Raw genomic sequence first — 22,227 nt, 5'->3', positions numbered from 1 at the left:
CCTTGCGCGGTGGGTCATGAGCGCGGCGGCCCCGTCCGGTGCGTCGAGGGCGGCCGCCGAGGTCCGTGGCCTGGCCCGCGGCACCCGGGAGGTGCTCGCCGGGCGCGACCTCGGCGCGGCGGCGGCGACGCTGACGTACTACGCGGGGATCGCGGTCGTGCCCTGGCTGCTGCTCGCCGTGTGGACGACGACCTGGTGGTGGGGCACCGACGGCGCCGAGCGGCGCCTCTCGGCGCTGCGGGTGCTGGTGCCGGACGACATGGGCGGCCGGATGCCGTACGACGAGCTGGTGCGCGCCGGCACCCACCTCGGTCTGGTCGGGGCGCTGATCGTGCTGTTCCCCGCGTCGTTCTACGGCGAGGGCCTGCGGCGGGCGGCGCTCGCGCTCGCGCCGGCGCCGGACCGCTTCACCGGCTGGCGCGGCCGCGCGCTGGTGATGGTGCCGCTGGTGGTGCTCCCGGGCCTCGCGTGGGTGTTCTTCGCCGTGGGCGAGCGGATGGTGCCGCTGAGCCCCGAGGGCGGCGGCGGGGGCGCGACCACCCTGGTGATCCGGGTGCTGGTGGGGTTCACCCTCGTCTGGCTGGTGCTGTCCCCGCTGCTGGCGTGGACCTTCCGGTACGTCGTCCCCGGCCGCCCACGGTGGTGGGTCGCGGTCCTCGGCGGCCTCGCGACGGGCTCCTGCCTCGCCGGCTTCCTCCACGGCTTCCAGCTGTTCCTGGCCATCCCGATCGACGTCGGCATCCCCTTCGGCGGACTCGGGGTCGTCGGCGGCGTCGTCGCGGTGGGGCTGTGGCTGTTCGTGCTGCACCTGTGCCTGCTGCTCGGCTGGGCCACCACCACCGCGCTCGAGGCCCGCGCCGCCCGTGGGTCGGTCGCCGGCGGGGAGGACGCGCCGTGAGCCGCTGGGAGGGCCAGGGCCCGTACGCCGAGCTGCGGGTCTGGGGCACCGCGTCCGTCCTGCCCGCCCTCGGTCGGATGGCGCTGGGGCGCCGGCACCTGCGCGACGTGCCCGGGCTGCGGTTCGCGAAGCTGCTCGGGACCGGGTCCGGCGAGACGTTCCGGCCGCAGGACGCCGACCCCGGTCACTGGGCGCTGCTCACGGTCTGGGCCGACGAGGACGCCCGGTCCGCGTTCGCCGAGTCGCGGCTGGTGCGCGCCTGGCAGGGCGACGCGACCGAGGAGCTCACGGTGTCGATGACCCCGCTCACCAGCCGCGGCCGCTGGTCGGGGGTCGAGCCGTTCGCGGAGCCCGTGGCCGGTCCGGAGGGGACCGAGGGTGGGGGGCGGTGGCGCGGCCCGGTCGCCGCGATCACCCGCGCGCGGCTGCGGACGCTGCGCACGCCGTCGTTCTGGCGGGCCGTCCCGGCCGTCGCCGACGACCTCGGTTCGGCCGCCGGGTTGCGGGTCGCCGTCGGGATCGGCGAGTCACCGGTGGGGTTGCAGGGAACCTTCTCGATGTGGGAATCGACCGACGCCCTCGTCGGCTTCGCCTACCGCAGCGCCGCCCACCGCGAGGTGGTGCGCCGTACGACGCCCGCTCGGTGGTACGCCGAGGAGATGTTCGCCCGCTTCGCCGTCACCGGCACCAGTGGGACCTACCGAGGAGAGGCACCATGAGGCTGCTCGCCGCGCTGCTCGCCGGTGGCGCGGTCGTGGTGCAGATGGCGTTCCCGTTCACCGACGGCGGCACGCTGCTGCTGACCGTCGCCAGCGTCGTCCTGCTCTCCGGCGCGGCCGTCGTCCACGCGGCGGCGTCGCGGGGCGTCCGCGCGGCCGTCGTCCTGGTCGCGGTCGCGGGTGGCGGCGGTCTCGTCGCGGAGGCGGTCGGCGTCCGCACCGGGGTCCCGTTCGGCGACTACGCGTACTCCGGGACGCTCGGCTGGGAGGTCCTCGGCGTCCCGGCCCTGGTGCCGATGGCCTGGACGATGATGGCCTGGCCCGCCCTGCTCGTCGCGCGGTGGCTGGTGTCGCGGGCCGTGCCCGGCGGCTCGCCCGTCGCCGTGGCGCTGCTCGGCGCCTGGACGCTCACCGCCTGGGACGTCTTCCTCGACCCGCAGATGGTCGACCTCGGTCACTGGACCTGGGAGGACCCGACCCCCGGGCTGCCCGGCGTCGACGGCATCCCGCTCACCAACTTCGCCGGCTGGCTGCTGGTGTCGCTGGCGATGGTCGCCGTGCTGGACCGGCTGGTGCCGGAGGGCGAGGGACGCGCCGCCGTCCGCGACGCCGTCCCGTTCGCGGTCTACCTGTGGACCTACTCCTCCTCCGTCCTGGCGCACGCCGTCTTCTTCGGCCGCCCGCCGGTGGCTCTCGTCGGGGCGGTCGTGATGGGGCTCGTCGCGGTGCCGCTGGCGATCACCTGGGCCCGTTCGCGCTCGCGCTCCGCCCCGACGCGGGTCCCGGAGCGGGTCGGGCGGTGACGGGGGCCCCGGTGCGTCTGCTCGCTCGGCTGGGGGCGGGTCTCGCGGTGGCCTCGCTCGGGCTGACGCTCGACAACCTGCGCCGCGTCCGCAGCCCCGACCCTGACGCCGTCCCCGCACCCGAGCGCCTGGCCGTGCTGCTGCCCGTCCGCGACGAGGCCGCCCACGTCGCCGGGTGCCTCACCGCGGTCCTGGCGGCCGCCGACTGCTGGCCGGGGCCCGTCCGGGTCCTCGTCCTCGACGACGGGTCGACCGACGCGACGCCCGCCGTGCTGCGCGAGTACGCCGTCGACCCCCGGGTCGAGGTCCTCGCCGGCATCGAGCGGCCCGCCGGGTGGCTCGGCAAGCCGTGGGCCTGCGAGCAGCTGGGTCTCGCCGCGCTGTCGGGCGGCGCCGACGTGCTCGTGTACGTCGACGCCGACGTCCGGCTCGCGCCCCGGGCGCTGAGCTCCTCGGTGGCGCTGCTCCGCGACGCGGGCCTCGACCTGGTCTGCCCCTACCCGCGGCAGGTGGCCGACGGCCCGCTCGAGCGGCTGGTGCAGCCGCTGCTGCAGTGGTCCTGGATGAGCACGCTGCCCCTCGGGCTCGCCGAGACGTCGCCGCGGCCCTCGCTGGCCGCGGCGAACGGCCAGCTGCTCGTCGTCGACGCCGCGGCGTACGTCCGCGCCGGCGGCCACGCCGCCGTCCGGGGCGAGGTCGTCGAGGACGTCGCGCTCCTGCGTGCCCTCAAGGCCGCCGGTGGTCGCGGTGTCGTCGCCGAGGGCAGCGGGGTCGCCACCTGCCGGATGTACGACGGCCCGCGGGCGCTGCGAGAGGGCTACACCAAGTCGCTCTGGGCGGCCTTCGGCTCACCCGCCGGCGCGGTGGGGGTGACCGCACTGCTGACCCTGGCGCACGTCGTCCCGGCCGCCGCGGCGCTGCGGGGCTCACGGGTCGGGGCCGTGGGGTGGCTGGCGAGCACGGCCTCCCGGGTGCTGGTGGCGCGTCGTACGCGGGGGCGGGCGCTGGACGCGCTCGCCCACCCGGTCTCGGTCCTAGCGTTCGCCGGGCTGGTCGGGGAGTCGCTGGTCGCCCGCCGCCGGGGGACGCTGACGTGGAAGGGGCGACCGGTCCATGGCTGAGTCCGTGGCTGAGGCCGAGGGCCGCCGGGTCGTCGTCGTCGGCGCCGGCGTCGGCGGACTCGCCGCGGCGGCACGGCTGGCGGCGCGGGGCCACCGGGTGACGGTGCTGGAGCAGGGCGACACGGTCGGCGGCAAGCTCGGGACGCTGCGACGCGACGGGTTCGTGTTCGACACCGGCCCGTCGCTGGTGACGATGCCGCACGTGCTCGCCGACCTGCTGGCCGCGATCGGGGCGGACGCCGACGCCGTCCCTCTCGAGCGGCTCGACGTGGCGTGCCGCTACCGGTTCGCCGACGGCGTCGTGCTGGACCTGCCGGGGGACGTCGCCGCCGTGCCGGCCGCCCTCGACGCTGCGCTCGGCTCCGGCCGGGGTGAGCAGTGGACGGCGTTCCTGGCGCGCGCGGAGCGGATCTGGGACGTCACCCACGGTCCGTTCCTGGAGTCCCCGATCACCCTGGGCGACATGGCGCGGCTGTCGCGCCGGGTGCCGGACGTCGCCACCGTCGCGCCGTGGCGGAGCCTGCGGTCGCTGGGCCGCCGCTACCTCCGCGACCCCCGGCTGGTGATGCTGCTGGACCGGTACGCGACGTACACGGGCTCCGACCCGCGGCTCGCGCCGGCCGCGCTGGCCTCGGTGCCGTACGCCGAGCAGGCGTGGGGGTCCTGGTACGTCCCCGGCGGGCTCGGCCGCATCGCGACGGTCCTGCGGGAGCAGCTCGAGGCGCTGGGCGGCACGGTCGAGACCGGTGCCGAGGTGACCGCGGTGCTCATGGACGGCGGCCGGGCGAGCGGCGTACGCCTGGGCGACGGCAGCACCCGGCCCGCGGACGTGGTGGTCGCCAACGCGGACGCCGCGCAGCTCTACGGCCGGCTCGTGCCCGGACGGGTCGGCCGTCGCGCCGCCGCCCGGCTGGCCCGCGCGACGCCGTCGCTGGCGGGGTTCGTGCTGCTGCTGGCGCTCGACGACCCGCCGCCGGCGCCGCACCACCAGGTGCTGTTCGCCGAGGACTACGACGAGGAGTTCGACGCCGTCTTCGGCCGTGGCGGCCCACCGCGGCCGGTCGCCCGCCCGACCGTGTACGTCGCCGCGCCCGACGACCCCGCCGTCGTCCCGGGCCCGGGCACCGGGGCGTGGTTCGTCCTGGTCAACGCCCCCCGCCACGACCCGACCCCGGGTTCGACCTCCGGCGTCGACTGGGACGCGCCCGGCCTCGCGGCGTCGTACGCCGACGACGTGCTCGCCGTCATGGCCTCCCGCGGGCTCGACGTGCGTGGCTCGATCCGCCACCGCACGGTGCTCACCCCCGCCGACCTCGAGCGCGCCACCCTCACCCCCGGCGGCTCGATCTACGGGACGTCGTCCAACGGTGCCCGCGCCGCCTTCCTCCGCCCCGCCAACCGCTCCCCGCTCCCCGGCCTCTTCCTCGTCGGCGGCTCCTCCCACCCCGGTGGCGGACTCCCCCTCGTCATGCTCTCCGCGCGGATCGTCGCCGACCTGGTGGGCCCGCCCTAGGCGCGAGACGTGCCGACTCGAGGTCCCTGAGGTGCGCAGACGTGCCGACTCGGCCCTACTGCAGCGCGCGGCGTACGGCGGGGGCGAGCTGGGCGAGGCCGACGAGGGTGAGGACGACGCCGGTGACGGCCACGACGCCGGCGAGGGCGGCGGCGTCGAGGTCGGGGAGCACCGAGACGCCGAGGGCGCGGGCGGCCCACTCGACGCCCGCGAGGAGGACGCCCATGCCGCCGACGACGACGCGGGTGGGGCGCTCGCCGACGGTGACCGCGCCGGGTCCGACCATCCCTGCGGCCTGGGCGACCGCGCGGAGGAGCTCGTGGAGCAGCAGCCCGACGGCGTACGCCGCGCAGACCCACCCGGGCGCCCCCAGGGCGAGCAGGGCGAGGACCAGCAGCAGGTCGCCGAGCCGGTCGGCCACCGCGTCGACCAGCTTCCCCCACGCCGAGGAGCGACCGAGGAGGGCGGCGAGGGCCCCGTCGACCCCGTCGGCGAGGCCGCTGGCGACGACGAGCGGCACGCCCAGCATCACCCATCCGTCGCCGAGCAGGCACACGAGGGGGACGAGCGCGGTCAGCAGCACCCCGGCGGCCGACACGACGTCGGGGGAGACGCCCCGCGCCGCCAGGGGCCGCGCGATCCCGTGCGACAGCCGCACCCACCCCGACACCCACGCCGAGGTGGTCGGGTCGACGCCGCCGTGGCGCCGCGACCAGGCGTCGTACGCCGCGGAGGCGTCGGACGCGTCGTCGGGGCCGGCTGGCACGGGCTCAGGCCCGGGCGGGCGCGGGCTCCGGGGTCGGGCCCACCGAGCGGTCGCCACGGACGCGCTTCAGCACCAGCTCGGCGCTGATCAGGCACATCGGCAGGCCGATGCCCGGCACGGTGCTGGAGCCGGCGTACAGCAGCCCGTCGACCTTGCGCGACCGGTTGCCGGCCCGGAAGAACGCGCTCTGCCGCAGCGTGTGCGCCGGCCCGAGCGCGCCGCCGCACCAGGCGTTGAGGTCGTCGACGAAGTCACCGGGCCCGAGCGTACGGCGCAGGACGACCCGCTCCGCGAGGTCCGGTACGCCGGCCGCGGCGGCGACCGCGGCGATCGCGCGGTCGGCGACAGCCTCGACCGCCGGCTCGCCGGCGCCCCCCGTGCCGCCGTGCCCGAGGGTGTCGGGGTCGGGCTGGACGGGCACGAGCACGAACACGTTCTCGTGGCCCGCCGGGGCGACGGAGGCGTCGGTGGCCGAGGGCTTGCAGACGTAGAGCGAGGCCGGGTCGGGGGTGTGCGTCGGTTGCTCGAAGATCGCGTCGAAGTTGGCCTGCCAGTCGGCGGTGAAGAACAGGGAGTGGTGCGCCAGCTCCGGCAGCTCGCCCCGCACGCCCAGGTAGACCAGCACCGCCCCCGGCCCGGAGGTGGCCTTGTCCCACCAGGCCTGCGGGTAGGTCTGCAGCGACCGGGGCAGGAGCCGGGTCTCGACGTGGTGCAGGTCGGCCGCTCCGACCACCAGGTCGGCCTCGGTGACCTGCTCGGCGCCGTCCGGCGTCGAGCGCCACCGCACGCCGGTCGCCGCCGCGCGGCGCGACTCGCCGCGGCGCGGCCGGCGGGGCTCGGTGGTGATCGCGAGGGCCTCGGCGCCGGTGCGGACGTCGACGCCCGCGTCGACGGCGAGCCGGGTCATCGCCTCGACCAGCCGGGTGAAGCCGCCGTCCGGGTAGCGGACGCCGTCGGCGAGGTCGAGGGCGCTCATCAGGTGGTACATCGCGGGCGCCCGGTCGGGGGAGGAGCCGAGGAACACCGCCGGGTAGCCCAGCACCTGACGCAGCCGCCGGTCGGTGAAGCGCGCGGCGACGAACGACTCCAGCGAGCGGGTCAGCAGGGTCGCCAGACGGGGCGCGCGGCGCAGCACCGCGCGGCCGGCGTACGCCGCGGCGGAGTCGAAGCTCGTGTAGAGGAACCGGTCGACGGCCAGGTCGTAGACCTCGCGCCCGGAGCGCAGGTAGTCGGCCAGGCGCTTCCCGGCCCCCGGCTCGATGCTCTCGAAGAGCGCGAGGTTGCCCTCCTCGTCGGCGGCGACGTCGAAGGGCTCGTGGCCGTCGGCGAAGACCCGGTAGCCCGGGTCGAGGCGCACGAGGTCGAGCTGCTCCTCGGTCGTCGTGCCGAGCAGCCGGAAGAAGTGGTCGAACACCTCCGGCATCAGCCACCACGAGGGGCCGGTGTCGAACCGGAACCCGTCCGCCGACCAGGAGCCCGCGCGGCCGCCGAGCTCGTCGTTCTTCTCCAGCAGGGTGACGGCGTGGCCGTCGCGGGCCAGCAGCGCGGCCGTGGCCAGACCGGCCACCCCACCGCCGACGACGACGACGCGCTGGGGGGTGGTGGTCGTGGCGGCGCTCACGGGCGTCCTCCTCGGGCGACGGCGCGCGCGACGACGCGGGCCTTGGTGGTCGTCGGCACGCTGACCCGGCGGCGTCTCAGCTCGGTCACGGGGACCGCGCGGAGCCGGCGGGACAGCTCGCCGAACAGGTCGTGCGCGGCGCACACGGCGACGCGGCTGTTGCGGGGCAGGGCGGGGACGACCTCGGCCGCGGCCGCGAGGTCGGCGTCGACCTCGTCGAGCCAGCGGTCGCGTGCGGGGTCCTGGTGGGCGGGGTCGCCCTCGGGCTCGAGGCCGGGGAGGTAGGAGCGGCCGAGCTCGGCGGTGTCCTCGGCGAGGTCACGCACGAAGTTGACCGTCTGGAAGGCCGCGCCCAGCCGGGAGGCGCCGGGGGCGAGGGCGTCGTACCGGCGGTCGCGGGCGGGCTCGGCGGCGAGGAAGGCCCGCAGGCACATCAGGCCGACGACCTCCGCGGAGCCGTGGACGTACGTCGCCAGGCTCGCCTCGTCGTGGACGCGCCGGTCGAGGTCGGTGCGCATCGAGGCGAAGAACGGGGTGACCAGGTCGGGCGTGATGCCGCAGCGGCGGGCCGTCCGGGCGAACGCGTGGACGACGAGGTTGGCGCTGGAGCCGTGGGTCATGGCCTCGCCGACCTCGGCCTCCAGCGCGTCGAGCGACGCCCGCTGCCGGGCGCGGCCCTCCGGCGGGACCGGGACGTCGACCACCTCGTCGGCCACCCGGACCAACGCGTAGATCGTGCGGACCTCGCCCCGCACCGACGGGCCCAGCAGACGACTGGCCATCCCGAAGGAGCTGGAGAAGGAGTCGATGACCAGGGCGGCGCTCGCCTCGGCGACGGCGTCGTACGTCGCGGTGGCCGCGGCGACCTGGTCGCCCCGGCGGGTCAGGGTGCTGCTCACCCCCTGCCGTACCCAGGGGAGGCGGCGCCCACCACCGCCGGGCCGGGCGGTGCCCGCGCTCAGAGGTACATGCCCCCCGAGCCGGGGCCCTGCTGACCGCCCTGGCCGGGCTGTCCCTGCGCACCCGGCTGCCCCTGCGGGGGCATGCCCTGGGGGCCACCGGGGACGGCGCCGGGCGGGAGGGCGCGCCGCATCTGCTCGAGCTGGGCGCGCGCGGCCATCTGCTGGGCGTAGATCGCGGTCTGGATGCCGTGGAAGAGGCCCTCCAGCCAGCCGACCAGCTGCGCCTGGGCGATGCGGAGCTCCCCCTCGCTGGGGGTGCCCTCGGCGAAGGGCAGCGACAGGCGCTGCAGCTCCTCGACCAGCTCGGGGGCGAGACCGGCCTCGAGCTCGGTGATCGAGGACTGGTGGATCTCCTTGAGGCGGGCGCGGCTGGCCTCGTCGAGCGGGGCCGCCTTCACCTCCTCGAGCAGCTGGCGGATCATCCCGCCGATGCGCAGGACCTTCGCGGGCTGCTCGACGAGGTCCGCGAGGTTGCGCTCGCCGTCCTCGTCGCCGTCCCCGTCACCACCGCCGCCGGCCATCGCGGCCAGGGCGCCCGCGGGCACGGTGCCGACCGGCTGGCCGTCCGGGCCGATGATCACGACCTGGTCCTGACCTCCGGGCTGGTCCGACTGCTGCTCGCTCATGCCTCCAGCGTAGGGGCCGTCACGAACCGCTCACGTCGAGGACGATCTTGCCGCGGTGGCCGCCGGACTCCATGCGCTCGTGGGCGCGGGCGACGTCGTCGAGGCCGAGGACGTCCTCGACGAAGATCTTCACGCGGCCGTCGCTGACCAGCGGCCACACGTGCTCGACGACCGCCGCGCAGATCGCCGCCTTCTCCGCCGGCGGGCGCGCACGCAGCGAGGTGGCGTGGACGGCGCCCCGCTTCGGCAGGAGCTTCGAGAGGTCGAGCTCGCCCTTCGCCCCGCCCTGCATCCCGATGACCACGACCCGGCCCTCGGTGGCGAGGACGTCGACGTTGCGCGGCAGGTAGGAGCCGCCCATGTTGTCCAGGACGACGTCGGCGCCGTGGCCGTCGGTCCACTCCTTGACCTCGGCCACGAAGTCGCCCTCGCGGTAGTCGACGACCAGGCCGGCGCCGAGCTCGCGGCAGTAGTCGGCGCTGGCCGCGCCCGCCGTGGTCGCGACGCGGGCGTCGTACGCCGCGGCGAGCTGGATCGCGCAGCTGCCGATCCCGCCGGACCCGCCGTGGACGAGCAGCACCTCGCCGGCCTGCAGGCCCGCGCGCATGAAGACGTTCGACCACACGGTGCAGCTGACCTCGGCGATGCCCGCGGCGGTGACGAGGTCGATGCCGGCCGGGACCGGCATGACCTGGCCGGCGGGGACGGCGACGCGCTCGGCGTACCCGCCGCCGGCGAGCAGGGCGCAGACCTCGTCGCCGACGGACAGGTGCTCCACGCCCTCGCCGAGCGCGGCGACCGTGCCGCTGCACTCCAGGCCGATGATCTCGGAGGCGCCGGGCGGCGGCGGGTACATGCCGCGGCGCTGCAGGGTGTCGGCGCGGTTCACCGCCGTGGCGCGCACCTCCAGCAGGACCTCGCCCGGACCCGCCTCGGGCTCCGGCACGTCGTCGGCCACCCTCAGGACCTCGGGACCACCCGGCTCGTCGACCACCACTGCGCGCATGGTGGGCAGCCTAGGGCGTGTCTCTCACTGTCTGGCCCGTCGCGAGCGTCGTCCCACGGTTTGCCTCGCAAGGCCGAGGAGGGAGGCGGCCCGGGGTTGGCCGCCGACTGACGAGAACGCCGCGAGGCAACCGTGGGGCGGCGCGTAGCAGGCCACGACAGTGAGAGACATGCCCTAGGTGGCGGTGCCGACGGTGAGGTCGCGCCGCATCAAGAGCTCGCGCAGCTCCGGGGGCGCGGCGGGGTCCTCGACCTTGCCGGTGCCCCCCTCGACGGCCCGGAACCCGAGACGCTCGTACGCCGCCCGGGCGCGGCCGTTCTGCTCCCGCACGTGCAGCAGCAGGGCGTCGCCTCCCTGCGCGGCGGTCCAGGAGGCGACGTCCTCGACGAGCGCGTCCGTGACGCCGCGCCCCCGCGCGTCGGGGGCGACCCACATCGAGATCAGCCACCAGCCGCTGGAGGCGGGGTCGTCGGGGTGCCCGGGCTGGACGGCGACCATGCCGACGTCGCGCCCGTCGAGCACCGCGAGCCGGAACGTCGCGCGGGGCGTGTCGAACCGGGTGCGCCACCGGCGCTCGTCGGCGTCGACCCAGTCGGCGTGGCGGGACCCGAAGGCCTCCGGCGCGTCGGCCAGGGCCGCCAGCCGCAGGACGGCCCACCGCTGCCAGTCCTCGGCGCCGATGTCGTCGAGGCGGATGCCGCGGACCGCGGCGAGGTCGGCGGGGGTGTCGACGTCGACGCCCTCGTCGTCCTCGGGCTCGACCTCGGCGAGGTCGAGCCCCGCCAGCAGCCGGTGGACCGGGAGGCCCTCGGCCGGGCCGGGCGGTCGGGCGTCGCGCAGCCGGGCGGCGTCCAGGACCATCGCGAGCTGGCGGCGTCGGTCGGCACCGAGCAGGACGGCGCCGTCCCCACCCTCCGCCGCCTCCCGGAGCCGACCGAGGGTCGCCCGGGTCACGCCGGGCATGTCCACCGCGAGCACCACCACCGCGTTGACGCCGGGCACGGCGTCGAGCCCCGCCAGGATCCCCGCCCCCGGTCCGCCACCAGGCGGGTCCTCACGCACGGTGCGGAGCGCGGGCCGCTCGGGGACGGCGTCGCCGACGACGACGACCTCGTCGGCGTCGGACACCGCCGCGAGCGCGAGGTCGAGGAGGGTGACGTCGCCGCGGCGGAGCGCGGCCTTGGGGGTGCCGCCGAGCCGGCGGGCGCCCCCGCCGGTGAGGACGATCGCGCCGAGTGTGCTCACGGCTCGATCCTGGCAGGCTGGGGCGATGAGCGAGCAGCTGCGCGTCAGCCTGGTCCAGGCCGCCTCCGGCCTCGAGCCCGCGGGCAACCGGGAGCTCCTGGCCGCCACCGCGGCCGACGTCCCCGCCGGCACCGACCTCGTCGTGTGGCCCGAGGCGTTCGCCCGCGACTTCGGCAAGGCCGGCTCCGACGTGTCCGCCCACGCCGAGACCGTGTGGGGCGCCGACGGCGAGCCCGGACCCTTCGCGGCCGCCGTCGAGCGGGTCGCGCAGGAGCGCTCGACCACGGTCGTGGCGGGCATGTTCGAGACCTCCGACGACCCGGCCCGGCCGTGGAACACCCTCGCGGTCGCGGGTCCGGGCGGCGAGCGGGCGTCGTACCGGAAGATCCACCTGTACGACTCCTTCGGCTACCGCGAGTCGGACCGGCTGAGCCCCGGGCCGACGAGTCCCGTCACGACCGTCGAGGTGAACGGCTTCGTGCTGGGCCTGATGACCTGCTACGACCTGCGCTTCCCCGAGCACGCCCGGATGCTGGTGGACGCCGGCGCCGAGGTGCTCGTCCTCCCCGCGGCCTGGCTGGCCGGGCCCGGGAAGCTCGAGCACTGGCGCACCCTGCTGGCCGCGCGGGCCATCGAGAACACCGTGTTCGTGGTGGCCGCCGCCCAGCCGGCGCCGCGCTACACCGGGCACTCGATGGTGCTCGACCCGATGGGCCGCTTGCTCGGCGAGGCGGGCGACGAGGCGGGCCGCGTGGACGCCGTCCTCGACCGCGCGGTGCTCCTCGAGGCCCGCGGGACCAACCCGTCGCTGGCGAACCGCCGGTTGTAACGTTCCTCCGATGTCGCAGACCTCCGGGCGTCGCCGCGCGGCGATCCCGACCCCGGGCCCGGTGGCCCGGTGGCGCGGCAGGGTGGAGGCCCTGGGCGCGAGCCGGCTGCCGGTCGTCGCCTGGTTCGTCCTCGTCGGTCTCGGCGTGGTGCTGCTCGGCCTGCGCGCCGCCGACCTCGGCCCCCGCGTCCTCGCCGACGTCGGGTCCGTCGTGGTCGCCAGCGCCTTCAGCTGGTCGCTCGCGGCCCGCACCGGTGGTCGGCCCGTGCTGTTCGGCGGGCTCGCCGCGATCCTCGGGACGGCGGCCGTCGTCACCGACCTCGACGAGCTGCGCACCGGTGCCGCGGTCCTGACCTGCAGCGTGGCCGCCGTGCTGGGGGTGATGGTGACGGTCCCCGCCCGGCGCTTCCGGGTGGCGGTCCGGGAGGTGCTCATCGCCTCCGTCGTCGGCGCCGTGGGAGCCATGGCCAGTCTCGGCTTCGAGCCCGTCGTCCGCCTCGCGCGGTTCGAGTACGCCACCCTCACCATCGCGCTCGCCGCGTCCTTCGCGGTCGTCTGGCGCCTCGGAGCCGGTCTGCACGGGCTCGGCCGCCGTGGCCTCGTCGTCGTCCTCGGGGGAGCGGCGCTGCTCGCCGTCGCCCTCACGTACGCCGAGCTCCTCCGCTCCTACGGGTCGCCCGGCCTCGTCGAGTCGGTGCTGTCGTCTGTCAGCGACGTCCGCGCCACCCTCGGCGCCGTCCCGCGCCCCACCCAGGCGTTCATCGGCATCCCCGCCCTGGTCTGGGGCTGCCACATGCGCGCCCGTCGCCGCCAGGGCTGGTGGGTCTGCGCCTTCGGCGTCGCCGCCCTGCTGCCCCTGGCCCACGGCCTGGTCAACCCGGCCGCCTCCCTGCTCGAGGTGGTGCTGTCGTTCGGCTACGGCCTCGTGCTCGGGCTGGCCCTCGGGTACGTCGTGATCCGCGTCGACCTCGCCCTCACCGGGCCCCGGGGCGCCCGTGCCCGGCGCGAGGAGGAGGCGTCCGCCCGACGCCCCGAGCCCTCCCGCACCCGCGCGCTGCTCTAGCGCCTCCGGCGGGGGTAGGTTGCGGCCATGGCACGCGAGAAGCTCGAGGCGATCACCGCGGAGATGGTGGCCAACGTGATGGCCGTCGAGGTCGCGATCGGCGACACCGTCGCCCCGGGTGACTCCGTCGTGCTGCTCGAGTCGATGAAGATGGAGATCCCCGTCGTCGTCGAGCGGGCCGGCGTCGTCCGCGACATCAAGGTCGACCCCGGCGACGTCGTCCAGGAGGGCGACATCCTCGTCGTCCTGGGCTGAGCCGAGTCGGCCCGAGCGCACCTCGTGGGGGCGCCGAGTCGGCCCGAGCGCACCTCGTGGGGGCGCCGAGTCGGCCCGAGCGCACCTCGTGGGGGCGCCGAGTCGGCCTGAGCGCACCTCCTGGGGGCGCCGAGTCGGCCTGAGCGCACCTCCTGGGGGCGCCGAGTCGGCCCGAGCGCACCTCCTGGGGGCGCCGAGTCGGCCCGAGCGCACCTCCTGGGGGCGCCGAGTCGGCCTGAGCGCACCTCCTGGGGGCGCCGAGTCGGCCCGATCGGACGACGCCGCGGACTCGTTCCTCGGCGACGGCTCAGCCAGCGATGGCGGGTGCGGCCCCGGTGTCTCGACACGCCCGTCGCGCCCTCGTTCCTCGGGCGCGGGGCTGCTCGACTCGATCCACCACGCCGAGTGCTCGTTCCTCGCACTCGGCTGTGGATCGCAGAGGGGGCGGGATTCGAACCCGCGGTCGACATCACTGCCGACGACCGCTTTCAAGGCGGTTCCCTTAGGCCGCTCGGGCACCCCTCCAGCGCGGTCCCGGGCGCTGCCGGGGTCCGCTCGCCTGCGATCCTAGGGGTGTGCGTACGGACTACCGACTCTCCCCGCGGGTCGTCGCTCGCGTCGTCGGCGGGCTGCTGCTCGTGCTCGGCGTCGTCGTCCTGGTGCTGACGGTCGTCGTCGCCGCCCTCGACCTGCCCACGTGGACCCTCCTCGTCGTCGCGCTCGGCGCGCTGCTGACCGTCAGCGGCACCGCCTGGTTCGTCGCCCGCACCGGCTGGGTCCTCCGCGTCACCGACGAGGGGTACGTCGTCCGCTTCGTCCGCGGGGTCGGCACCGACCGGGCGCGCTGGAAGGACGTCGAGGACGCCGTGACCGCCACCGTGGGGGGTACGCCGTGCGTCGTCGTGCGACTGCGTGACGGTCGCTCCAGCACCATCCCGGTGACCCTGCTGACGGTGGACCGCGAGCAGTTCGTCCGGGAGCTGCAGGAGCACCTCCGGCGCGGTCAGGGCCTGCGTCCGCTCTGATCCGTCAGCCCGGCCGGAGGCCGTGGACCAGCGCGGCGAGCGGATCGGGCAACCGGTTTCGGCCCCACCGACCGGCCCTTGTAGCCTGTGCGGGCTGCCGGGGAGGCGTCGCCTAGTGGCCTATGGCGCCCGCCTGCTAAGCGGGTTGAGGGTGATCCCCTCTCGCGGGTTCAAATCCCGCCGCCTCCGCAGCCGACCGTGGTCCGGGCGTCGTCCCGGACCACGGTCCACCCCGTCGGGGTACCCCTGTGCGGCGGTCACTTCGGTGATTCCCGCGACTCGCGGACACGCCGGGCCGCACACTGCCTGCATGACGGTGCACACACGTGCGTTGTACTGTCCACGCGTCCCGCCAGGAAGCTCACCCCCCGCCGCAAGGCACCTCTCTCGGGTTCCCGGCCCAGGGTCCGGTTCCGTGCGCCTTTTTGCAATTCTTTGCATTGCAGATTTCTGAGGGGGCAACTCTCTGCTGCACAAGTCTGCAGCACCGCATGATGGGACCTCGTGAGGAAGCCACCCCGGGCTTCCCCCGATCCCCGCGGGAGCGTCATGAAGCACCTTCGCCGTGCCGGCACCTCGATCGTCGTCGCCCTGTTCAGCGTGGGCCTCGTGACCGTTGCCTCCGCCCCCGCAGCGAACGCCGACGACGACGGCGCATCGGCCGCCAAGACCAAGACCAGCACGGTCTCGACGTACAGCCGTCGGGACAGCAGCTGGGGCTGATCACCAGACCTGGCCCTCACTCCCCCCGAGGGCCGTGGACCCCGAGACGAGGACCAACCCCCCGGTCCGTGAGCCTCCCCCCGGCTCGTCTCGAGGATTGAGGGCGGCGACCGACTCCGGTCGCCGCCCTCACTACGTCCGGACCCCTCGGTCGACCTAGTCGGCCGGGGGGTCTGCGTCGTCGTCGGTGCCGGACACGCCGAGGCGGCCCATCTCGTGGCCGAGCTGGAAGCGGCTCTGGACCTGGTACTCCTCCTTGAGGTCGGCGATGTAGCCCGCGTAGGTCCTCGGACTGACCCCGAGCCGCTTCGCGCTGACCGGGTCGGAGTGCCCCTCGACCAGCATGCGGATCGTCATCGCGCGCTGCTCGGCGGCGATGCTCTTCATGACGTCCTTGTCCTTGCTGGTGAACGGCCGGCCCCGCTCCCAGTGGCGCTCGAAGACGTCGACGAGGTAGGCGACCAGGGAGTGCTCCCGGATCACCAGGGCGGCGTCGGTTCCCGCTGCACTGGGGATGACGGCCACCCGGCGGTCCACGACGATCAACCGGTTGAAGAACTCGTCCAGGGTCCGGATCTCGCCGCCCCGCTCGGTGACAGCCGCGACGTAGGCGTGGGTGAACGTGCTGCGTCGCGCGGCGTGCTGGTACAAGGTGCGGATCTTGACGCCCCGCTCGAGCGCAGCCAGGTCCCTCTCCGTGGCGGCCTCGAGGGACGGCGCGCTCCGGCCGGTCTGGGGCTGGGCCGTGAGCATCTCCGTCTCGAGGTCGGAGACGAGAGAGGCGATGAAGGCGTTGATCGCCGCCTTGCCCCGCACCTCGGTGTAGGGCCCGGCGGCGGGCTGGGGGGCGCGTCGCCAGGTCTGCGCCAGCGTGGCGAACGTGGTGGCCCACTGCGACGACTCGGTCAGCAGCTGCGCCCCGCGCTGCCCCAGTGGCGCCACGACCCGTGACTGCACCGAGGCGGGGTCGACGGCGACGAACTGGCGCCCCGAGGCGTCGACCGTGAACAGCCCCAGGTCCACCAGCAGTCGGCAGGCGTCGGCGTGCGAGCCGTCGTCGACGACACGCACGTCGTCGACGTCGATGCCACCGGAGGCCAGGGCCAGCTCCCAGAGCTCGGCGCCGGCGCTCTCGAGCAAGGCACGGCGATCAGGCCCGAGGTCGTCCATGGATGTCCCCCCCTCGCACCCCCGCCCGGTCATTCTGCACCAGGCGGGGGAGCGGGGGTCGGACTCAGGCTCCGAGGCGCGTGCGCAGGCCGTCGAGCTCGGTCCACAGCACGGCGGGCATCTGCTCCCCGAACTTCTCGAACCACTCCTGGATCTGCGGCAGCTCGGCCTTCCACTCCTCCGGGTCGACCGAGAGGGCGGCCTCCAGGGCCTCCCGGGTCATGTCCAGGCCGTCGACGTCGAGGGACTCCGTGGTCGGCACGTGGCCGATCGGGGTCTCGCGGGCGGCGGCGAGACCGTCGATGCGCTCGACGACCCACTTCAGCACCCGGCTGTTCTCGCCGAAGCCCGGCCACAGGAAGCCGCCGTCGTCGTCGCGACGGAACCAGTTGACGTAGAAGATCTTCGGCAGCTTGGACGCGTCGTTGTCCTTGCCCATCGCGATCCAGTGGCTGAAGTAGTCACCGGCGTGGTAGCCGATGAACGGCAGCATCGCCATCGGGTCGCGCCGGACGACGCCCACCTGGCCGGTCGCGGCCGCGGTCGTCTCGCTGGACAGCGTCGCGCCGAGGAAGGTGCCGTGGACCCAGTCGCGGGCCTCGAAGACCAGCGGGACCGTGGTCTTGCGGCGCCCGCCGAAGAGGATCGCGTCGATCGGGACGCCGCGCGGGTCGTCGTACTCGGCGGCGAGGATGTCGCACTGCTTGATCGGGGTGCAGTAGCGGCTGTTCGGGTGGCTGGAGAGGAAGTCGGCGTCCGGCGTCCAGTCCTCGCCCTTCCACGACGTCGCGTGGTCGGGCATGTTCTCGAGGCCCTCCCACCAGATGTCGCCGTCGTCGGTGAGCGCGACGTTCGTGAAGACCGAGTTGCCCTTGTTGATGGTCTTCATCGCGTTCGGGTTCGTGTGCTCGTTCGTGCCGGGCGCGACGCCGAAGAAGCCGTACTCCGGGTTGACGGCCCACAGGCGGCCGTCCTCGCCGATGCGCATCCAGGCGATGTCGTCGCCGAGCGTCTCGACCTTCCACCCGGGGATGGTCGGCTCGAGCATCGCGAGGTTCGTCTTGCCGCAGGCGCTCGGGAAGGCGGCGGCGACGTACTTCACCGTGTTCTGCGGCGAGGTGAGCTTGAGGATCAGCATGTGCTCGGCGAGCCAGCCCTCGTCGCGGGCCATGACGCTCGCGATGCGGAGGGCGTAGCACTTCTTGCCGAGCAGCGCGTTGCCGCCGTACCCGGAGCCGAAGGACCAGATCGCCCGCTCCTCGGGGAACTGCACGATGTACTTGGTGTCGTTGCAGGGCCACGCGACGTCGTCCTGGCCCGGCTCGAGCGGCATGCCGACCGAGTGGAGGCAGGGGACGAAGTCGGCGTCGAGCTCCTCCATGCGCTCGAGCACGTGGCTGCCCATGCGGGCCATCACGCGCATCGAGACGGTGACGTACGCCGAGTCGGTGATCTCGACGCCGAACATCGGGCGCTCCGCCTCGAGGTGGCCCATGACGAAGGGGATGACGTACATCGTGCGGCCCTTCATGCACCCGGCGTACAGCCCGCGCATGAGGACCTTCATCTCCTCGGGGTCCATCCAGTTGTTGGTGGGCCCGCAGTCCTTCTCGTCGACCGAGCAGATGTAGGTGCGGTCCTCGACGCGTGCGACGTCGATGGGGTCCGAGGCGGCGTGGAAGGAGTTCGGCTTGATCGCCGGGTCGAGACGCGTGAAGGTGCCGGAGGCCTCGAGGGCCTGCGTCAGCTGCGCCCACTCCTCGTCCGAGCCGTCACACCACTGGACGCGGTCGGGCTGCGTGAGCGCCGCGACCTCGTTGACCCAGTCGAGGATCCCTCGGTGGGTGGTGGGCTCCTGGAGTTCCGCGGTCATGCCTGGTGGTCCCTCTCGTTCACCCCGGTCCGAGCGTGTCGCCGGGGTCGTGGAGTCTCGGTGTGCGCCCGCCTGGCGTCGTTGCTCGGCGGTCGGTTTGTGGTCCTGCGGGGGCGGGGCCCCCGGAGGGTGGCGCCGAGGCTACAAGGGCCCCAGGACAGGGGCATATTGGATCGATCAAGCCTCGCCGGACAGCCGCTCGACCGTCTGCCAGGCCTGTCTCTTGGGCAACCCGCGGAGCACGATCGAGTCTCGGGAGACCCCCGAGGACGGCGGCACCACGACCTGCAGGCCGCCGTCACCCTCGAGGACCTGGTCGTCCCGGGGCGTCGGCAGCGGCAGGGGTGTGCCGTCGAGGTCGAACGTCAGGCGGACCTGCCAGGTCAGCCCGCCGGCCTCGGTCCGGGTGGTCGCGGAGAGCAGCGTGAGGCGGCGGGGTGGCCCCACCGGGCGCACCTCGAACACCGCCGACGACCCGCACAGCCGCTCGATCTGGTTGGCGGTGCAGGGCTCGTCGACCGCCGTACGGCGTGCCGCGCTGATCGTGAGCCCCCGCCGGCCCTCGAACGACGGCGCGCCGCCGCCGGTCCCCGTGTCGCCGTCGTCGTTGCCGGTGTCGCCGTCCAGCTCGGGCGCGCTGAGCGCGGGCCCGGACGATGACGCCGCCGGCGCGTCCGGCTCGGTCGACGACCCGGTGCCGCCCGAGCAGGCGGACAGCCAGAGGGCCGCGAGCAGCAGGGCGGCGGCGGGCCCGGTTCGTCGGGTCACCACCCGATCCTCCGGGGCCGGGCCAAGCCTGTCGAGGACCACCTGATTTCTCCCTGCCCCTCAGGGTCGGCTAAAGTCGACGGGTCGCGCGAGCGGCGGGCGCCTGTAGCTCAACGGATAGAGCATCTGACTACGGATCAGAAGGTTTGGGGTTCGAATCCCTACAGGCGCGCAGGACGTGAAACCCCAGGTCAGGGTCCCTGACCTGGGGTTTTGCCCGTCTTGGCCCCCTGGGGAGGTTCCGGGCTGGGCGGCCTCCCGAAGGGTCGAAAAGGGCGCGGGCACACAGTGGGCACACTTGCGAATCCGGCCACTCCCGCGCGGCCCGTCGGCGCCGATGGCGTGCTCCGGCTGCGACCTGCCCCCGAAGGGTGGCCCGACGGGGCGTCGCGAGGCGCCCGAGGACGGCGGGGCCGCGGAATTTACGGGCGTCAAGGACTGCCACCTTCCGTGTGAGAGGTGGTCGAGGATCCCAGCAACGGCCGCCCTGTGCTACTTATAAGTGTGCGAAATCTTGACGGTCGTTGCAACGGCAACCTGCAATGGGTTGCCTCGGTCGACGTCGGCCAACGCTGTGTCCGGTGTCGCGGCCGGCGGTGACGATGAACCTCTACTACGAGGGCGAGCCCGAGCGCCTCTCACGCGATCAGGTGGTCCGAGAGGCGCGGTCGCGCGCCCGTCTACGTCTGGCCCAGCGCCACCTCGACGAGGCGGAGGAGAGGCGTGACGTGGCGTTCCTGGTGGACGCCGGATTATCACTGGGAGCGGTCGCCCGCCACACGATGCTCAACCGGCGTCAGGTCAACAGACAACTGGAGGCCTGGTTGCGCTTGAAGGCTGACCGGCGTCTCGCCCTGGATGAGCAGGCGCGGCAAGCCATCGCGACGGCGGTCCTCGATATGCCGTTCGACCAGCACGTCATCGAGCGACTCCTCGGGAGGCTCGCTTCGCTGCGGGCCGGCAAGCAATCCGATGAGTTGGTTTCCGGTGAGGGGGAGGTCGAATGGCAAATTCGGCAGATCGACTGGTCCCGTGAGGTCGGTCTGCTCGATGCGGCGCAACTTGATCTACTAAGGGACCGCGCGGCGCTACGGAGTGAAACCTCGGCTGAGCCGGACGATTAGTCGATGAGCGGGTTCGTCGGCGACCTGTCTCCCGGGCTGATCGCGGTGCGGCCTCGGCGTCAACGTCGCTCACGCGGCCGGTGCTAGATGGTCTCCGTATGAACAGCCCGCGCGGATTCGCGGGACAGCAGCACGTGGGCAAGCGTGCGCTCGGTGTCGGTCTCGACGACATCCACGGCCAGCCGATGGTCAAGGCCGAGCCCTATGGCAATGCCGTTGGGTCGGCCATAGGAGGCCAGTCTCGTTATCCAGTAGTCACGCATCTGCTCTCTGAGCGCCGGACCGGAGCAGCGACGGTCGGCGCGCAGGGTCACCACGTGGTCAGGGTAGACGTGACTGCCGGCGCTCCAGCCGACCTCAACTGATCGTTCGGCCGTGTGGTTCATCAGGGTCCCTAGGTGCGCCCGCGTCTCCTCGTTACCGTGCAGCAGGATCAGGCTGGCCGTGAGCCAGTGGCCGGGTCGGTCGCGCGCAAGGCGCTCGAGAAGCTGTCGCAGCGCGAATGGCAACACCTGGGACGGCCGGTCGACGGGCCGTGAGAGCAGGCCCTGACGAGCGAAGTACCAGGTGTCGATCTGCTCGGTGTAGCTGAGGAGCCGGTAGACATCCGGGGCGTCTGCCCGGTCGAAGATGTCGTCGAAGAACAGTCCGTCTGTGATGTAGTGCCCAGCCCAGTCAAGTTCGTCGTGAGCCTGCACCTTCTGCTCCGCCTCCAGCCTGAGGCGGCGAGTGATGTAGTGCACGAGTTCTGCACCCTCGAGCAGGTCGGTGACCGCCAGGAAGTCGTAGAGCGACAAAACCCAGGGCACCTGGGGCGCATCCGGCATGGTGACGAGGTGTCGTAGCTTGTGCACCTCGGTCGCCCAGACCGTGACGCTGTCGAGGCAGACGACGACCTCGACTGTCAGCGGCGCTGAGAGGGCTGTGGACTGGGTGGAAGTGAATCCTAGCGCGGCGGGCCCGTTATCGATGAGCGCTCGCTGCAGGCGTGCGTGCTGGTGTGCCGCGTCGTTGATGACGTGCTCTACGTCTTCGCCCATGGAGGGAGCGCCGCGTCGGGCCGCGGGTGAGATCCGGCCGGCCTTGCATTGGATCCGAAAAGCGACGTCGTCGCAGGAGACGAGTCCATCGAGGTCACTGTCGTCGTCGGGGGCCCGCCACGCAACGCCCGACCAAGATTGTGATCCCGGCAGGCGAGACGACAGCCTCTCGGCCGTGAACTTCTCCATCCATGTAGCTCGCGCGCGGTCGTAGTCTGCCCAGATCTGCCTTCCGGCAGTTCTCAACCTGTCTTCCATGAGAGGCCTCAAGGCCTCGGGGAGGCCGCTTGGGGCGGGGATGACGTACCCGGCCGAGGTCTTCAGAACAGGTGATGTCGTCAACGGGTGCCCCCCGCACGGGGTGCTGTGGTGACGAACGTCAAAGCTTCTCGGCTCGCAGCTGTGGGCTTCGAGCCATGCGGTCGCGGTGGCGGCGTCGATGCCGTCGGCCGGGTCGATCAGGTCGGTGGCGGTAACGGTGATGAGGTCTAAGGAGTCTCGGAGATGGGTGGCCTCGATGAAACGTCGAAAGACTCGTTTCTGCTGGGTCGGACTCAGTTCGCGCAGCTCGGCCGGAAGCTGGTTCTTGCGGCGCATCCGCGCGAGCATCTTGCCCGCTTCCCGGTACTCCGCGCTCATGGTCACGAACTTGTCGCGAACGCGGCGGCTGTGCACGGCGAGGACCGCCTGCCCCAATGCCCACGACTGGCGCGCGGTGAAGCCCATGATCCGGCCGCACACCTGATCGAACGGGTCGAGGCACCCGCGGAGGACCATCTCCACGTGCTCGGAGTAGCCGCTGTTGCGGATCATCAGATCGTTGAGCTGAGCGGTGCGCCGGTACTCCTCGAAGTGGGCGTCGGCACCGTCGTGAACGGCGGCGACGGAACGAAGCTGGATCAGTTCGCTCGTCATCTCGAACGCGCCTCGTACATCGTCGACGACCCGACTCGCCTTTGTGAGCCAGTCTAGGGGCGGGACACCCGCCGGATCCTGTTCGTCGGTGGTCTGCTCGGTGGTCTGCTCGGTGGTCTGCTCGGTGGTCTGCTCGGTGGTCTGCTCGGTGGTCTGCTCGGT

The 22,227-nt window shown here is 73.7% G+C and carries 21 protein-coding genes and 3 tRNA genes; 13 read left to right on the top strand and 11 right to left on the bottom strand.

Annotated elements, in window-relative coordinates:
• Positions 1-16 precede the first annotated feature (16 nt).
• Genes Q0858_RS20695 through crtI (Q0858_RS20675) form a run of 5 tightly spaced genes read left to right on the top strand, consistent with a single transcriptional unit; the run spans position 17 to position 5,054 of the window.
• Complete coding sequence (locus Q0858_RS20695; protein WP_299058259.1) at positions 17-898, top strand: YhjD/YihY/BrkB family envelope integrity protein; 882 nt, start codon at positions 17-19, stop codon at positions 896-898.
• The gene (locus Q0858_RS20690; RefSeq protein WP_299058258.1) at positions 895-1,617 is read left to right on the top strand and encodes a hypothetical protein; all 723 of its coding nucleotides are present in this window, start codon (positions 895-897) and stop codon (positions 1,615-1,617) included. The genes Q0858_RS20695 and Q0858_RS20690 overlap by 4 nt, the downstream gene beginning before the upstream one ends.
• A complete protein-coding gene (locus Q0858_RS20685) occupies positions 1,614-2,420 on the top strand; it encodes a carotenoid biosynthesis protein (protein WP_299058257.1) in 807 nt (268 codons plus the stop codon). The genes Q0858_RS20690 and Q0858_RS20685 overlap by 4 nt, the downstream gene beginning before the upstream one ends.
• A gap of 11 nt (positions 2,421-2,431) precedes the next feature.
• Complete coding sequence (locus Q0858_RS20680; RefSeq protein WP_299058256.1) at positions 2,432-3,541, top strand: glycosyltransferase family 2 protein; 1,110 nt, start codon at positions 2,432-2,434, stop codon at positions 3,539-3,541.
• On the top strand, positions 3,534-5,054 hold the full coding sequence (gene crtI, locus Q0858_RS20675; RefSeq protein WP_299058255.1) for an NAD(P)/FAD-dependent oxidoreductase: 1,521 nt from the start codon (positions 3,534-3,536) through the stop codon (positions 5,052-5,054). Before Q0858_RS20680 ends, crtI (Q0858_RS20675) begins: the two co-directional genes overlap by 8 nt.
• A 55-nt stretch (positions 5,055-5,109) precedes the next feature.
• On the opposite strand, the gene Q0858_RS20670 is transcribed toward crtI (Q0858_RS20675), so the two are convergent.
• From Q0858_RS20670 to Q0858_RS20645, 6 genes are all read right to left on the bottom strand, one after another.
• The gene (locus Q0858_RS20670; protein ID WP_299058254.1) at positions 5,110-5,820 is read right to left on the bottom strand and encodes a CDP-alcohol phosphatidyltransferase family protein; all 711 of its coding nucleotides are present in this window, start codon (positions 5,818-5,820) and stop codon (positions 5,110-5,112) included.
• Between the two features lie 4 nt (positions 5,821-5,824).
• Complete coding sequence (gene crtI / locus Q0858_RS20665; RefSeq protein WP_299058253.1) at positions 5,825-7,441, bottom strand: phytoene desaturase family protein; 1,617 nt, start codon at positions 7,439-7,441, stop codon at positions 5,825-5,827.
• Entirely contained in the window at positions 7,438-8,340 is a 903-nt protein-coding gene (locus tag Q0858_RS20660) for a squalene/phytoene synthase family protein (RefSeq protein ID WP_299058252.1), read from the bottom strand. The genes crtI (Q0858_RS20665) and Q0858_RS20660 overlap by 4 nt, the downstream gene beginning before the upstream one ends.
• Positions 8,341-8,399: 59 nt before the next feature.
• Positions 8,400-8,924, bottom strand: a complete 525-nt coding sequence (locus Q0858_RS20655; RefSeq protein ID WP_299058323.1) for a bacterial proteasome activator family protein — start codon at positions 8,922-8,924, stop codon at positions 8,400-8,402.
• A gap of 124 nt (positions 8,925-9,048) precedes the next feature.
• Entirely contained in the window at positions 9,049-10,035 is a 987-nt protein-coding gene (locus tag Q0858_RS20650) for an NAD(P)H-quinone oxidoreductase (protein WP_299058251.1), read from the bottom strand.
• Between the two features lie 174 nt (positions 10,036-10,209).
• Positions 10,210-11,280: a GNAT family N-acetyltransferase gene (locus tag Q0858_RS20645; protein ID WP_299058250.1), complete on the bottom strand. Its 1,071-nt coding sequence runs from the start codon at positions 11,278-11,280 to the stop codon at positions 10,210-10,212.
• Positions 11,281-11,305: 25 nt separating this feature from the next.
• Between Q0858_RS20645 and Q0858_RS20640 the strand changes: the two genes are divergently transcribed.
• From Q0858_RS20640 to Q0858_RS20630, 3 genes are read left to right on the top strand one after another with little or no spacing between them, the layout of a single operon-like run.
• Positions 11,306-12,109: a carbon-nitrogen hydrolase family protein gene (locus tag Q0858_RS20640; protein WP_299058249.1), complete on the top strand. Its 804-nt coding sequence runs from the start codon at positions 11,306-11,308 to the stop codon at positions 12,107-12,109.
• Between the two features lie 10 nt (positions 12,110-12,119).
• Positions 12,120-13,172, top strand: coding sequence for a hypothetical protein (locus Q0858_RS20635; protein ID WP_299058248.1), 1,053 nt, complete (start codon positions 12,120-12,122; stop codon positions 13,170-13,172).
• A gap of 27 nt (positions 13,173-13,199) precedes the next feature.
• Complete coding sequence (locus Q0858_RS20630; protein WP_299058247.1) at positions 13,200-13,427, top strand: biotin/lipoyl-binding carrier protein; 228 nt, start codon at positions 13,200-13,202, stop codon at positions 13,425-13,427.
• 436 nt (positions 13,428-13,863) lie between these two features.
• Here Q0858_RS20630 and Q0858_RS20625 read toward each other — a convergent pair.
• Positions 13,864-13,952, bottom strand: a tRNA-Ser gene (locus Q0858_RS20625).
• 50 nt (positions 13,953-14,002) lie between these two features.
• Between Q0858_RS20625 and Q0858_RS20620 the strand changes: the two genes are divergently transcribed.
• The 3 genes from Q0858_RS20620 to Q0858_RS20610 all read left to right on the top strand — a co-directional run bounded on the left by Q0858_RS20620 (position 14,003) and on the right by Q0858_RS20610 (position 15,175).
• Positions 14,003-14,452, top strand: coding sequence for a hypothetical protein (locus tag Q0858_RS20620; RefSeq protein WP_299058246.1), 450 nt, complete (start codon positions 14,003-14,005; stop codon positions 14,450-14,452).
• A gap of 101 nt (positions 14,453-14,553) precedes the next feature.
• Positions 14,554-14,641: transfer RNA gene (locus Q0858_RS20615), tRNA-Ser, on the top strand.
• Between the two features lie 360 nt (positions 14,642-15,001).
• On the top strand, positions 15,002-15,175 hold the full coding sequence (locus Q0858_RS20610) for a hypothetical protein (RefSeq protein WP_299058245.1): 174 nt from the start codon (positions 15,002-15,004) through the stop codon (positions 15,173-15,175).
• A 156-nt stretch (positions 15,176-15,331) separates the two neighbouring features.
• Here Q0858_RS20610 and Q0858_RS20605 read toward each other — a convergent pair whose 3' ends face one another.
• The 3 genes from Q0858_RS20605 to Q0858_RS20595 all read right to left on the bottom strand — a co-directional run bounded on the left by Q0858_RS20605 (position 15,332) and on the right by Q0858_RS20595 (position 18,986).
• Complete coding sequence (locus tag Q0858_RS20605; RefSeq protein WP_299058244.1) at positions 15,332-16,315, bottom strand: LuxR family transcriptional regulator; 984 nt, start codon at positions 16,313-16,315, stop codon at positions 15,332-15,334.
• 94 nt (positions 16,316-16,409) lie between these two features.
• Complete coding sequence (locus Q0858_RS20600) at positions 16,410-18,218, bottom strand: phosphoenolpyruvate carboxykinase (GTP) (protein WP_299058243.1); 1,809 nt, start codon at positions 18,216-18,218, stop codon at positions 16,410-16,412.
• A 177-nt stretch (positions 18,219-18,395) separates the two neighbouring features.
• Positions 18,396-18,986 (bottom strand): hypothetical protein, encoded by a 591-nt coding sequence (locus Q0858_RS20595; RefSeq protein ID WP_299058242.1) that lies wholly within the window; start codon positions 18,984-18,986, stop codon positions 18,396-18,398.
• Positions 18,987-19,085: 99 nt separating this feature from the next.
• Between Q0858_RS20595 and Q0858_RS20590 the strand changes: the two genes are divergently transcribed.
• A tRNA-Arg gene (locus Q0858_RS20590) sits at positions 19,086-19,158 on the top strand.
• A 430-nt stretch (positions 19,159-19,588) separates the two neighbouring features.
• Positions 19,589-20,110 carry a hypothetical protein gene (locus Q0858_RS20585; RefSeq protein ID WP_299058241.1) on the top strand — a complete coding sequence of 174 codons (522 nt, stop codon included), beginning with the start codon at positions 19,589-19,591 and terminating at the stop codon, positions 20,108-20,110.
• Positions 20,111-20,193: 83 nt separating this feature from the next.
• Here Q0858_RS20585 and Q0858_RS20580 read toward each other — a convergent pair.
• Positions 20,194-22,227, bottom strand: a 2,034-nt coding sequence (locus Q0858_RS20580) for a hypothetical protein (protein WP_299058240.1), incomplete at its 5' end; no start/stop codon positions are given.

This window comes from uncultured Nocardioides sp. (assembly GCF_947489365.1).
Lineage (GTDB): Bacteria > Actinomycetota > Actinomycetes > Propionibacteriales > Nocardioidaceae > Nocardioides.
Note: the sequence above shows the minus strand (reverse complement) of the source record. Positions and strands in the feature narration are given on the sequence as shown.